9 protein-coding genes (1 of these 9 only partly in view) are annotated in these 12,873 nt (G+C 72.1%); 8 read left to right on the top strand and 1 reads right to left on the bottom strand.

The window, feature by feature from the left end:
• Positions 1-121: 121 nt before the first annotated feature.
• From N6H00_RS16470 to N6H00_RS16445, 6 genes are all read left to right on the top strand, one after another.
• Complete coding sequence (locus N6H00_RS16470; protein WP_268972468.1) at positions 122-1,738, top strand: L-lactate permease; 1,617 nt, start codon at positions 122-124, stop codon at positions 1,736-1,738.
• A gap of 136 nt (positions 1,739-1,874) precedes the next feature.
• Positions 1,875-3,233: a phosphomannomutase/phosphoglucomutase gene (locus N6H00_RS16465; protein ID WP_268972467.1), complete on the top strand. Its 1,359-nt coding sequence runs from the start codon at positions 1,875-1,877 to the stop codon at positions 3,231-3,233.
• Between the two features lie 666 nt (positions 3,234-3,899).
• Positions 3,900-4,082: a Trm112 family protein gene (locus N6H00_RS16460; RefSeq protein WP_268972466.1), complete on the top strand. Its 183-nt coding sequence runs from the start codon at positions 3,900-3,902 to the stop codon at positions 4,080-4,082.
• A 98-nt stretch (positions 4,083-4,180) separates the two neighbouring features.
• A complete protein-coding gene (locus N6H00_RS16455) occupies positions 4,181-5,470 on the top strand; it encodes an SIS domain-containing protein (RefSeq protein ID WP_268972465.1) in 1,290 nt (429 codons plus the stop codon).
• Between the two features lie 60 nt (positions 5,471-5,530).
• Positions 5,531-6,730: a mannose-6-phosphate isomerase, class I gene (gene manA, locus N6H00_RS16450; RefSeq protein WP_268972464.1), complete on the top strand. Its 1,200-nt coding sequence runs from the start codon at positions 5,531-5,533 to the stop codon at positions 6,728-6,730.
• A gap of 126 nt (positions 6,731-6,856) precedes the next feature.
• Positions 6,857-7,792: a cation diffusion facilitator family transporter gene (locus tag N6H00_RS16445; protein WP_268972463.1), complete on the top strand. Its 936-nt coding sequence runs from the start codon at positions 6,857-6,859 to the stop codon at positions 7,790-7,792.
• 631 nt (positions 7,793-8,423) lie between these two features.
• On the opposite strand, the gene N6H00_RS16440 is transcribed toward N6H00_RS16445, so the two are convergent.
• Complete coding sequence (locus tag N6H00_RS16440) at positions 8,424-10,616, bottom strand: fructose-specific PTS transporter subunit EIIC (protein ID WP_268972462.1); 2,193 nt, start codon at positions 10,614-10,616, stop codon at positions 8,424-8,426.
• A gap of 409 nt (positions 10,617-11,025) precedes the next feature.
• On the opposite strand from N6H00_RS16440, the gene ahcY reads away from it, so the two are divergent.
• Positions 11,026-12,483: an adenosylhomocysteinase gene (ahcY, locus tag N6H00_RS16435; RefSeq protein ID WP_268972461.1), complete on the top strand. Its 1,458-nt coding sequence runs from the start codon at positions 11,026-11,028 to the stop codon at positions 12,481-12,483.
• A 139-nt stretch (positions 12,484-12,622) separates the two neighbouring features.
• Positions 12,623-12,873, top strand: the start of a protein-coding gene (locus tag N6H00_RS16430) for a hypothetical protein (RefSeq protein ID WP_268972460.1). Its footprint extends 367 nt past the window's final position; 251 of the gene's 618 nt are visible here — the first part of the coding sequence; the start codon lies at positions 12,623-12,625; its stop codon lies off the right edge, out of view.

Genomic DNA, 12,873 nt, shown 5'->3' with positions numbered 1-12,873 from the left:
CACTTGCTGACGGAGCATTGACTGCGACTTGGCGCGGACACGACCATGCCTGCACCCCAGGTCCTCCGTTTCCGCATAGCGGATGTGACCTTCCAGGGATGGCTCATGCCGGGAGGCCCGTGTGTTCGTGCAGCAGTTGGAGCCCGTCGCCGATTCACTCTCCCTGTCCGCCCTCGTCGCCGCGCTTCCCCTCGTCACCGTCCTCGTCCTGCTCGGCGGGGTGCGGATGCGCGCTCACTACGCGGGCCCCATCGGGCTCGTCGTCACCGCCCTCGTCGCCTGGCTCCCGTACGGGATGCCCGTCGGCCAGACCCTCTCCAGCGCCGCCCAGGGAGCCCTCTTCGGCCTGTTCCCCATCATGTGGATCGTCGTCAACGCCCTGTGGGTGTACCGGATGACGGTCCGCACCGACCACTTCGACGTGCTGCGCCGCTCCTTCGGCCGGCTCTCGGACGACCCCCGCGTCCAGGCCCTGGTCATCGCCTTCTGCTTCGGCGCGCTCCTGGAGGCGCTCGCCGGGTTCGGCGCGCCGGTGGCGATCTGCTCGGTCATGCTCGTGGCGCTCGGCTTCGACCCGGTGCGCGCCGCCGTCGTCGCGCTCGTCGCCAACACCGCGCCGGTCGCCTTCGGCGCCATGGCCACCCCCGTGGTGACGCTTGCTCAGGTCACCGGGCTGCCGCTGCACTCCGTGGCCTCCGTCGTGGGCCGCCAGACCCCGTTGCTCGCCCTCGTCGTCCCGCTGCTGCTGGTCGCGCTCGTCGACGGGCGGCGCGGGCTGCGCGAGACCTGGGTGCCCGCGCTCGCCTGCGGAGTCGCCTTCGCCGTCGCCCAGTTCACCGTCTCCAACCACCTCTCCGTCCAGCTCGCCGACATCGCCGCGGCGCTGATCGGCGCGGCCGCCCTGGTGGCCGTGCCCGCCGCCCGGCGCCCCGCCGAGGAGCGGGTGCGTACCGCCGTGCTCACCGGCGTACGCAGCGACGACCTGGACCGCGAGGACCCGCGCCCCGAGGTGCTGCGCGCCTACGCCCCGTACGCGCTCATCGTCGCGATCTTCTCCATCGCCCAGATCGGCCCGGTCAAGGAGCTCCTGGCCAAGGCCACCCGCACCGTCGACTGGCCCTTCCTGGACGTCGCCGCCCCGGACGGGAAGCCGGTCGGCGGCAATGTCTTCGCCCTTCCGCTGCTCGCCACCGGCGGCACCCTGGTGCTCGTGGCGGGGGTGGCCACCGCCGCCGTGCTGCGGGTGACCGCGCGCGACGCGCTGCGGGAGTGGGCGGCCACGGTGCGGGAACTGCGCCATGCGATCCTTACGGTCACCTCGGTGCTTGCCCTCGCCTACGTCATGAACCTCTCCGGGCAGGCCGCCAGCATCGGTCACTTCGTCGCGGCCGCCGGGGCCGGACTGGCCTTCCTCTCCCCGGTGCTCGGCTGGTTCGGCGTCGCCGTCTCCGGCTCGGACACCTCCGCGAACGCCCTCTTCGGCGCCCTCCAGGTGACCGCCGCCCGGGAATCCGGGCTGTCACCGGATCTGCTCGCCGCCGCCAACAGCTCGGGCGGGGTGCTCGGCAAGATGATCTCCCCGCAGAACCTCACCATCGCCTGCGCGGCGGTCGGACTGAAGGGGCGCGAGGGGGATCTGCTCCGTAAGGTGCTGCCGTGGAGCCTCGCGCTGCTGCTGGTGATGTGCCTCATCGTCGTCGCGCAGTCGTCCTTCCTGCTGCGCTGGATGCTGCCGTGAGCCGGTCCGGGGAGCCCGCAGCACGCCGCGCGACGGGCCTCACAGTTCCCGGCAAGGTCCTGCGGGTAGGTTTTGGAGTCCGTAGAGACATCTGCCCATAGAGACATCTCACCAGGACCTCCAGAAGGGGTTGGCTGTGCCCGACTTGTCGCAGATCGTGAAGGCTTACGACGTGCGCGGTGTGGTCCCGGACCAGTGGGACGAGTCGCTCTCCGAACTTTTCGGCGCCGCCTTCGTCCGAGTGACCGGCGCGGACGCGATCGTCATCGGTCATGACATGCGCCCCTCCTCGCCCGGACTGGCGCGGGCCTTCGCCCGGGGCGCCGCCTCGCTCGGAGCGGACGTGACCGAGATCGGACTGTGCTCGACCGATCAGCTGTACTTCGCGAGCGGACATCTCGGTCTGCCCGGCGCGATGTTCACCGCCAGCCACAACCCCGCGCAGTACAACGGCATCAAGATGTGCCGCGCGGGCGCCGCCCCCATCGGGCAGGACAGCGGGCTCGCCGAGATCCGCGCCCTGGTCGAGGAGTGGGCCGCCACCGGCGCGCCCGAGGCCGCCGCCCAGGCCGGCACCCTCACCCAGCGGGACGTCCTGGCCGACTACGGTGCCCATCTGCGCTCGCTGGTGGACCTGACCGCCATCCGGCCGCTGAAGGTCGTCGTGGACGCGGGCAACGGCATGGGCGGCCACACCGTCCCGAGCGTCTTCGAGGGGCTCCCGCTCGAGCTCGACGCCCTCTACTTCGAGCTGGACGGCACCTTCCCCCACCACGAGGCCAATCCGCTCGACCCCAAGAACATCGTCGACCTTCAGGCCCGGGTCCGGGCGACCGGGGCCGACATCGGGCTCGCCTTCGACGGCGACGCCGACCGCTGTTTCGTCGTGGACGAGCGTGGCGAACCGGTGTCCCCCTCCGCCATCACCGCCCTGGTCGCCGCCCGCGAGCTGGCCAAGCACCCGGGCGGCACGGTCATCCACAACTGCATCACCTCGTGGTCGGTCCCCGAGGTCGTCAAGGAGAGCGGCGGCACCCCCGTCCGCACCCGCGTGGGCCACTCCTTCATCAAGGCCGAGATGGCCCGCACCGGCGCGATCTTCGGCGGTGAGCACTCCGCGCACTACTACTTCCGCGACTTCTGGAACGCCGACACCGGCATGCTGGCCGCCCTGCACGTGCTGGCCGCGCTCGGCGGCCAGGAGGGTCCGCTGTCGGGGCTGGTCGGGCAGTACGACCGGTACGCCGCCTCCGGGGAGATCAACAGCACTGTCGACGACCAGACCGGCCGGATGGCAGCGGTCAAGGCGGCGTACGAAGGCCGCGAGGGCGTCGAACTCGACGAACTCGACGGCCTTACGGTCACCGCCGCCGACTGGTGGTTCAACCTCCGCCCCTCCAACACCGAGCCGCTGCTGCGCCTGAACGTGGAGGCGCGCGACGCCGGGACGGTGGCCGGCGTCCGCGACGAGGTCCTCTCCCTCGTCCGCGCGTAGCCCTTACGGGACGCATGGGACGGGGCGCGGGTCGACCGGGGCGTCGAACGTCATGCCCATCCGCCCGGACGCGCCCAGCCAGTACGACTGGTCGGCGGCGGGTCCGGGCGGCAAGCGGCTGGTGAAGGCCCGCCGGCTTAAGGCCGTCATGGCGTGGGGCCCACGGTCATCAGCGTGTGGGTCCCCGGCCGCCCGCGCGAAGGCCCATCGCCGTCCGCGCGCGGGCGCTCGTGCGTGGGCGCGTGTGGGCCCTACGGGCGCGTCCGCGCGTGGTCTCCACGGCCGGCCGAGCGTGGTCCCTATGGTCGTCAGCGTGCTGGCCCTGCGGGCGTCAGCGTGTGGGCCCGCGTGTGGGTCCTTGGCCGTGGCCTTGGGGACCGCGTGTGGGCCCACACGCGGTCCCCAAGGCCGCCCGCGCGGCACGTGGTCCCCAAGGCCGCCCGCGCGTAGGACACGTAGGACACGTAGGACACGTAGAACCCACGGCCATCCGGGTGCAGACCCCACGGCGTTTCCGTCTTTCCGTCCCTAGGACCCACGGCGTTTCCGGAGCCCCGGGCAGCCCCGGCCTCCGGCCCCCACCGGCCGCGCCGCGCCCTCGCCCGGCGGTACGCTGACCACGCCGGACTGATGTCCGGCTGGAACCCATACCCGAAGGGACGCCCCATGCCGCTCGAAGCCGGTCTTCTGGAGATCCTCGCCTGCCCGGCGTGTCACGCCCCGCTGCGCGAGGAGCAGTCCGGTGAGGCCTCCGAGCTGGTGTGCACGGGTGAGGGGTGCGGTCTCGCGTACCCCGTCCGGGACGGCATCCCCGTGCTGCTCGTCGACGAGGCGCGCCGCCCGGCCTGACCCGGCGACCCCGCCGGAGTACCAGCCCGCGCGGTCCCGCGCGGTCCCGCGCGGTCCCGCGCGTACCGCCCGCCACGGCGATCGGAGGCCGAAGCACGATGCTCGACGAATCCCTCCTCGACGCCCCCGAGGCCCTCGCCCGCGCCGATACCCGCGGGCTGCTGCGGGCAGCCGCCGAATCCGGCGCCCGCATCCGCACCGCCGCCCGGCATGCCGCCGAGGCGGGGATCGGCGATCTCAAGCCGGACGGGCGGCCGCGCGCCGTCCTGATCGCGGGCCCGGGGGCGGCCGGAAGCTGCACCGCCGACTTTCTCGGCGCGCTCAGCGGGGGCAACTGCCCGGTCAGCCTGATCGCGCCCACCGGCGTCGCTCCCGCGCCGGGCGCGCTGCGCTGGACCCTGCCCGGCTGGGCGGGCCCGCTCGACCTGCTGGTCATCGCGACACCGGACGGTACGGAACCGGGCCTTCCGCGCCTTGTCGAGCAGGCGTACCGCCGCGGCTGCGCGATCGTCGCGGTGGCCCCGGGCCAGTCCCCGCTGACCGGCGCGGTCGCGCAGGCGCGCGGCCTGATGGTGCCGCTGGCCACGACGCCGTACGTCTCGGCCCCGTACGCCACGGGCGGGTACGGCACCGATCCGTACACCAGGGGCCCGCACGCACCCGGTGCGGGCGAGGCCGAGGGCGCCCTGGGCGCGGCCCCCGCCTCCCACGGGACGCCGTCCGTCCCGCAGCCCGTCGAGCCGCCCGGCACCGCTCCCGACGAGATGACCGGCCCCGCGCTGCCCGGCACGCTGTGGGCCCTGCTCACCCCGCTGCTTCTGCTGGTCGACCGGATCGGGCTGGTGTCCGCGCCGCCCGCCGCGCTACAGCAGGTGGCCGACCGGCTGGACCAGGTGGCCGAGCGCTGCGGCCCGGCCATCGCCACGTACACCAACCCCGCCAAGACGCTCGCGACCGAGCTGGCCGGGGCGCTTCCGCTGCTGTGGACCGAGGGCCCGGTCGCGGCCGCCGCCGGGCGGCGCTTCGCGGGGCTGCTCGCGGCGCTCGCCGGGCGCCCCGCGCTGGTCGCCGAGCTCCCCGGCGCGCTCGCCGCGCACGGCACGCTGCTGAGCGGGGCGTTCGCGGGCGGGGCCGATCCGGACGACTTCTTCCGCGACCGGGTCGAGGAGCCCGAGGCGCTCCGCGCCCGGATCGTGCTGCTCCACGACGAGCCGGTGGGCCCCGTCTCGGCCGTGCCGACCGCACGGGAGCTCGCGCTGGCGCACGACACCGCGTTCAGCGAGCTGGAACCGGCCGAGGGCAGTCCGCTGGAGAGCGCAGCGGAACTGCTCGCCATCACGGATTTCACCGCCGTTTACCTCGCGCTCGCTTCGGCGGATAGAACTTGAGGCCGTAAACCGCGCACCACCCGCCGAACGTCCCTCACTGCACAGTCAGGACCGCACCGCATGGACCGCCTCGTCAACACCGTGCGCCCCTACGCCTGGGGCTCCACCACCGCCATCCCCGAGTTCCTGGGCATCCGGCCGAGCGGCGAGCCGCAGGCCGAGATATGGATGGGGGCACACCCCGGGGCGCCGTCCCGGATCGACCGGGGCGCGGGGTCCGTCGCGCTCTCCGAGGTGATCGCCGCGGACCCCGAGGGCGAGCTGGGCGCGGAGGCCGTAAGGCTCTTCGGGCCGCGGCTGCCGTTCCTGCTGAAGGTGCTGGCCGCCGCCTCGCCGCTGTCGCTCCAGGTCCACCCCGACCTCGCGCAGGCCAAGGAGGGTTTCGCGGACGAGGCGGAGCGCGGCGTTCCGGCCGATGCCCCGCATCGCAACTACAAGGACGCCAACCACAAGCCCGAGCTGATATGCGCGCTCACGCCGTTCAACGGTCTGTGCGGCTTCCGCGACCCGAACGAGGCGGCCGAGCTGCTGGCCGCTCTTGAGGTCGACTCGCTCAAACCGTACGTCGACATCCTGCACGCCCACCCGGAGTCGCACGCCCTGCGCGAGGTGCTGACCGCCGTGCTGACCGCCGACCCGGAGGCGATGGCGGAGACCGTAAGGCTGGCCGCTGCCGCCGCCGAGCGGCTCGGCGAGCTGGGCGGTCCGCACGCCCCGGCGTACGCGGCGTACGCCTCCATCGCACGGCACTACCCGGGCGACCCCGGGGTGATCGCCGCGATGCTGCTCAACTTCGTGACCCTCCAGCCCGGCGAGGCGCTTTACCTCGGCGCCGGCGTTCCGCACGCCTATCTCGACGGGCTGGGCGTCGAGATCATGGCCAACTCCGACAATGTGCTGCGCTGCGGACTGACGCCCAAGCACGTGGACGTCCCCGAGCTGCTGCGCGTCGTCCGCTTCGAAAGCGCCGCCCCCGCCGTGCTGCGGCCCGAGGCCGACTCCTCCGGCGAGGAGCTGTACGCCACCCCGATCGACGAGTTCCGGCTCTCCCGCCACGTCCTCGCGGACGGGGCCGAGCCGCGCCCGCTGCCGGCGACCGGCCCGCAGATCCTGCTGTGCGTCTCGGGCGAGGTCTCCCTGCGGGGCGCGGATGGCGGCGGACTTCCGCTGACGCGCGGGCAGTCGGCCTTCGTACGGGCCGGCGAGCAGGTCGCGCTGACCGGTGACGGCACTGTGTTCCGGGCCACAGTGACCGCCTGAGGTACCGCCTGTTCGAAGGGCTGGAACAATGGCCCGCCGTGAGGCGGTAAAGCACAGGCAAAGCTGCCATCAGCTGCATCAGCCGCCATGAGCTTGTCATGAAAGCGGAAGGGACATTCGGCACATATGAGTGCATCAGGCGGAACCAAGGCGATTGTTGCCGCGCTGGGCGCGAACCTGGCCATCGCCGCAGCCAAGTTCGTGGCGTTCGCCTTCAGCGGCTCGTCGTCGATGCTCGCCGAGGGCGTGCACTCGATCGCCGACTCGGGCAACCAGGGGCTGCTGCTGCTCGGCGGGAAGAAGGCCAAGCGCGAGGCCACCCCCGAGCACCCCTTCGGCTACGGGCGCGAGCGCTACATCTACGGCTTCCTCGTCTCCATCGTGCTGTTCAGCGTCGGCGGTGTCTTCGCGCTGTACGAGGGTTACGAGAAGATCCAGCATCCGCATGAGCTGGAGCACTGGTACTGGCCGGTCGGGGTGCTCGTCTTCGCGGTCATCGCCGAAGGCTTCTCCTTCCGCACGGCCATCAAGGAGTCCAACGAGCTCCGCGGCCAGCTGACCTGGGCGCAGTTCGTGCGCCGGGCCAAGGCCCCCGAACTGCCGGTCGTCCTCCTGGAGGACTTCGGCGCCCTCATCGGTCTGGTCCTCGCCCTCGGCGGCGTCGGGCTCACGCTGCTGACCGGCGACAGCGTCTGGGACGGCATCGGCACCCTCTGCATCGGCGCTCTGCTGGTGCTGATCGCCTTGGTGCTCGCGGCCGAGACCAAGTCGCTGCTGCTCGGCGAGGCGGCCGACGCCACCCAGGTCGCCAGGATCCGCGAGGCGGCCGTGGACGGCGACACCGTCACCAGCGTGATCCACATGCGTACGCTCCACCTCGGACCCGAGGAGCTGCTGGTCGCCGCCAAGATCGCGGTGCAGCACGACGACACGGCGGCGGAGGTCGCCCGCGCGATCGACGCCGCGGAGGCGCGCATCCGCGAGGCGGTGCCCATCGCCCGCGTCATCTACCTGGAGCCGGACATCCTCCGGACGTCCCCCACCACGCCCCCGCCGGCCTGACCCACCGGCCTGCCACCCAGACCTGCCCCGCCGACGCCTCCGTCTGGTGGGGCTGGGGTCCCCGTGCCGGGGCGGGGAACCGAGCTGGAGGCTGGAGCTCCTGAGCCGGCACCGGAAGTTCCCGAGCCGGGACTGGAAGTGCCCCGATCTGGGCTGGCTCCCCGAGCCGGGACCGGAGTCGTGGCTTCGGAGAATTCTTGCGCCGGGACGGGAAGTCCTTGAGCCGGGGGCTGGGGCTCCCGAGCCGATGCCGGGGTCCTGGCGGCGGGGCGCGAAGTCCCGGCTCGGGCTGTGGCTCCTGAGCCGGGACCGGAAGTGCCCCGACCGATCTGGGCTGGGGTCCCCGAGCCGGGACCGGAGTCGTGGCATCGGGAGTCGGAGCAGCCGAGCCAGAGGTTGGAGTCCTCGTGTCGGTGCTGGGGACTCCCGAGTCGGGGCTGGAACCCCCGAGCTGGGACTGGGACTGGGGTTCCTGAGCCGGGGCTGGGCTCCCGAGCTGGGACCGGATTCGCTGGCGCCGGGGACCGGGGGAGGAGCCCCAACGGTCCCGGGCCCGTGGCTTGCTCCGGGCACGGGAAGGCGCGGGGACGGAACGGGGTAGGCACCCGTCCGCCCCGCCCCCGCCCCCGACCTATTCGATCTCCCCCAGCACCCGCAGAATCGCCCCCACATCCGCGGCCCCCAGCAAGCGCTCCCGGAATTCCGCGGCCATCAGCGTGCGCGACAGCAGCGCCAGGATCCGCAAATGCTCATCGCCCGCGGCCGCCTCCGGCACCGCGATCATGAACACCAGCCTGGCCTTCGTCCCGTCCGGCGCGCCCCAGTCGATGCCCTCGGGGGCGCGCGCGAAGCCGACGACCGGAGCGGTCACCGCATCCGTCTTGGCGTGCGGAATCGCGATCTCCTCGCCGAGGCCGGTGGTGCCCTGGTCCTCACGGGCGAACGCCGCCCGCACCAGCTCCGCCGTATCCGCCACCCTGCCGCTCGCAGCCAGCAGCTCGGCCATCTCGCGGATCGCGGCGTCCTTACGGTTCGCCGTCAGCCGCTCCTTCACGGTCCGCTCGGTCAGATAGCCGGACAGCACCTGGTCCACCGCGCCTGGCTCGGACGCGGTCCCGCTTCCCGGTTCGCCGTCGGCGGTCTCGACGGACACCGCCGTACGGGCCGCCACCGGGGCCGCCGTGCCACTACTCGCCGCCGACACCGCCGAAGCCGCCGAAGCCGCCGACACCGCCGCGCCGCCGCTCGCAGTCCTCGCGCCGCCGCTCGCCGCCCCCGTATCGCCGATATCGCCGACACCGCCGCCCACCCCGGCCGGGACGGGCTCGGGCGCGGGCGGGGCAACCGGAGAGGAGGCTTCCGCGGCCATGGCCCGGCCGCCGCCCACCGACATCAGCGCGATCGTGCCCAGGGCGGTGACCGCCGTACCGACGACGACGGCGACGAAGAACATCGGCACCCCGCCGACCGCGCCGAGCACCGCGACGATCGGACCGCCATGCGGCACGTTGTCCTCGACCGACGCCACCCCGGCTATCGCCCCGGCGACCGCGCCGCCCAGCATGTTCGCCGGAATGACCCGCGCCGGACGCGCCGCGGCGAACGGAATCGCCCCTTCGGTGATGCCGAAGAAGCCCATGAAGAGCGCCGCGAGCCCGGTCTCCCGCTCCTGGTCGTCGAACATCCGGCGGCGCAGCAGCGTGGCCAGTCCCTGCCCCAGCGGCGGAACCGGAATGGCCGCCGCACACGCCCCCATGACCTCGGGGTTCTTGGACACCAGTCCCGCCCCGAAGAGGAACGCGGTCTTGTTGACCGGCCCACCCATGTCGAACGCGATCATCAATCCGAGGAGGACGCCGAGCAGCGCCGCGCTGGTGCCGGTCAGCCCGCCGAGCCAGTCGGTGAGGTGCTCGAAGACCCAGGAGATCGGCTCGCCGAGGACATAGATGAAGAAGAGGCCGAGCGCCGAGGTCGCCACGATCGGGATCACGATGATCGGCATGATCGGCTGGACGAACTTCGGAACCCTGACCTGCTTGATCCACAGCACCAGATAGCCGGCCAGGAAGCCGGTGACGATCGCCCCGATGAAGCCGGCGCCCGCCTCGCTGTCGTACAGCTCGCCGTGCGCCGCGATCCAGCCGCCCACCATGCCGGGGACCAGCGCGGGCCGGTCCGCGATGGCGTAGGCGATATAGCCGGACAGGGCCGGAATCATCAGCTGGAAGCCGATGGTCCCGATGTCGTTGACCGTCTTCCAGAAGGAGTCGTCGGGGATGACGATGCCCTCGGACGTCGTATCACCGCCCAGGGCGAGCGAGACCGCGATCAGTAGTCCGCCGACCACGACGAACGGGATCATGTACGAGACGCCGTTCATGAGCGCCTTATAGGTGACGCTGCGCCCCTTACCGCCGCCGGGAGCCGCAGGGGCGGCGCCGCCCTCGGCGTCCCGGCCGCCGCCCTGGTACACCGGCGCTTCACGGACCTGCTCGATCAGCCGCTCCGGGTGGTGGATGCCCTCGGCGACCCCGACGACAAGCACCTTCTTACCGATGAAGCGGCTGCGGTCGACGTCCTTGTCGGCGGCGATGATGACGCCGTCCGCGTTTCTGACATCGTTGTCAGACAGCACGTTCTCGGCCCCGATCGAGCCCTGGGTCTCCACCTTCATGCTGTGGCCGAGCGACTCCGCCGCCTGAGCCAGCTTCTCAGCGGCCATATAGGTGTGGGCGATGCCCGTGGGACAGGCGGTCACCGCGAGCAGCTTGAGCCCCGGTCCGCTGGCCCCCGCACCGTTGGGGGGATCGGCTGGACTGGTCACGTGGTTCTCCTTAACAACGCGTTGAGCGGGCGCGGGAAGCTGCCAGCGTCCCCGCGCTCGCGGCATCGTGCAATACATCCGGCCGGGATCAAAGCGCCCGGATGCGCCACGGTGCCCGCGGCCGGGTGGCCGTAGGCCCCGGTCAAGGCGTCGCGGTCGACGATGGCCGATGCGGGCTGGGGTTCGCTGCGCCGATCGGTGTAGATTCGTGACCGAGCCAGACGTCGCTGCTGATGGCGGTCGGGCGGTCCGCACCGCGGGCCGGCCGAGGGAGAGAGGGCCTCCGACGGACTGCGCACTGTGAGGTAGAAGGGGACAGGTGTGCCCGCCGTGCGGGGGCCCTGCCCAGGCCTTGCATGCCCAGCCGAAACCACTCTCGCTCGCACACGATCGAGGAGGAGCAGCACTCATGACGACAGCCGTCTCCGGTCAGGACTTCAAGGTCGCGGACCTCTCTCTGGCTGCCTTCGGCCGCAAGGAGATCACCCTCGCCGAGCATGAGATGCCCGGCCTGATGGCGATCCGCAAGGAGTACGCCGAGCAGCAGCCGCTGGCCGGCGCCCGTATCACCGGCTCGCTCCACATGACGGTGCAGACCGCCGTTCTGATCGAGACCCTGGTCGCCCTCGGCGCCCAGGTCCGGTGGGCCTCCTGCAACATCTTCTCCACCCAGGACCACGCCGCGGCCGCGGTCGCCGTCGGCCCGCAGGGCACCCCGGAGAACCCGCAGGGCATCCCGGTCTTCGCCTGGAAGGGCGAGACGCTGGAGGAGTACTGGTGGTGCACCGAGCAGGCGCTGACCTGGCCCGGCACCCCCACCGGCGGTCCCAACATGATCCTGGACGACGGTGGCGACGCCACCCTCCTCGTCCACAAGGGCGTCGAGTACGAGAAGGCCGGCGCCGCCCCTGACGTCGCCACCGCCGAGAACGACGAGCACCGCGTCATCCTCGAGCTGCTGAACCGCACCATCGCCGCGAGCCCGCAGAAGTGGACCCAGCTCGCGTCCGAGATCCGCGGCGTCACCGAGGAGACCACCACGGGCGTGCACCGCCTCTACGAGATGCAGCGGGACGGCACGCTGCTCTTCCCGGCGATCAACGTCAACGACGCGGTGACCAAGTCCAAGTTCGACAACAAGTACGGCTGCCGCCACTCCCTGGTCGACGGCATCAACCGCGCCACCGACGTGCTGATCGGCGGCAAGGTCGCGGTCGTCTGCGGCTACGGCGACGTGGGCAAGGGCTGCGCCGAGTCGCTGCGCGGCCAGGGCGCCCGGGTGATCGTCACCGAGATCGACCCGATCTGCGCCCTTCAGGCGGCGATGGATGGCTACCAGGTCGCCACCCTGGACGACGTGGTCGAGACCGCCGACATCTTCGTCACCACGACCGGCAACAAGGACATCATCCTGGCCTCCGACATGGCCAAGATGAAGCACCAGGCGATCGTCGGGAACATCGGCCACTTCGACAACGAGATCGACATGGCCGGGCTCGCCGCCGTCCCGGGCATCGTGAAGGACGAGGTCAAGCCGCAGGTCCACACCTGGACCTTCCCCGACGGCAAGAAGATCATCGTGCTCTCCGAGGGCCGCCTGCTGAACCTCGGCAACGCGACCGGTCACCCGTCGTTCGTGATGTCCAACTCCTTCGCGAACCAGACCATCGCCCAGATCGAGCTCTTCACCAAGCCGGAGTCGTACCCGACCGACGTCTACGTGCTCCCCAAGCACCTGGACGAGAAGGTCGCCCGTCTCCACCTGGACGCGCTCGGGGCCAAGCTGACCACGCTCCGGCCCGAGCAGGCCGCCTACATCGGCGTCCCGGTCGAGGGCCCGTACAAGCCCGACCACTACCGCTACTGATCGCGTCCGCTGATCGCACCGGCGCCGCCGACCGCACCGTCGGCGGCCGCTGACCTGGCTCCGCCCCTCGCGAGCGGGGCCCCAGGGCCCGTCCGTGCCGTCCGGCCGGGCGGGCCCCACGCTCGTCAAGGACCTCACCATGCCCCGTGGCCGCTACTCCCTCCACGACCCGCACGATCACACCCCCCTGGGTGAGGAGCACTTCCAGTGCGCGCCCGGACCCAGCGGCTGGCGCTATGTCGCACAGCGGATCTCACCTTCCGGCGATCACACCGGGTCCGTGGATCTCACCCTCGACGAACTCGGCCGGCCCCTCAGGGTCGAGCTGCATGCGGCGAGCTGGCAGGTGAGGGGCGCCGCGCTGGAAGGGGTGACCTGGGTCCGTACCGA

It is taken from the genome of Streptomyces sp. S465, assembly GCF_026898115.1.
Lineage (GTDB): Bacteria > Actinomycetota > Actinomycetes > Streptomycetales > Streptomycetaceae > Streptomyces > Streptomyces luomodiensis.
Note: the sequence above shows the minus strand (reverse complement) of the source record. Positions and strands in the feature narration are given on the sequence as shown.

Coding starts and splice junctions, on each gene's coding strand:
- N6H00_RS16460 (WP_268972466.1), top strand. CDS start 3,900: ATGCCGCTCGAAGCCGGTCTTCTGGAGATCCTCGCCTGCCCGGCGTGT.
- N6H00_RS16455 (WP_268972465.1), top strand. CDS start 4,181: ATGCTCGACGAATCCCTCCTCGACGCCCCCGAGGCCCTCGCCCGCGCC.
- manA (WP_268972464.1), top strand. CDS start 5,531: ATGGACCGCCTCGTCAACACCGTGCGCCCCTACGCCTGGGGCTCCACC.
- N6H00_RS16445 (WP_268972463.1), top strand. CDS start 6,857: ATGAGTGCATCAGGCGGAACCAAGGCGATTGTTGCCGCGCTGGGCGCG.
- ahcY (WP_268972461.1), top strand. CDS start 11,026: ATGACGACAGCCGTCTCCGGTCAGGACTTCAAGGTCGCGGACCTCTCT.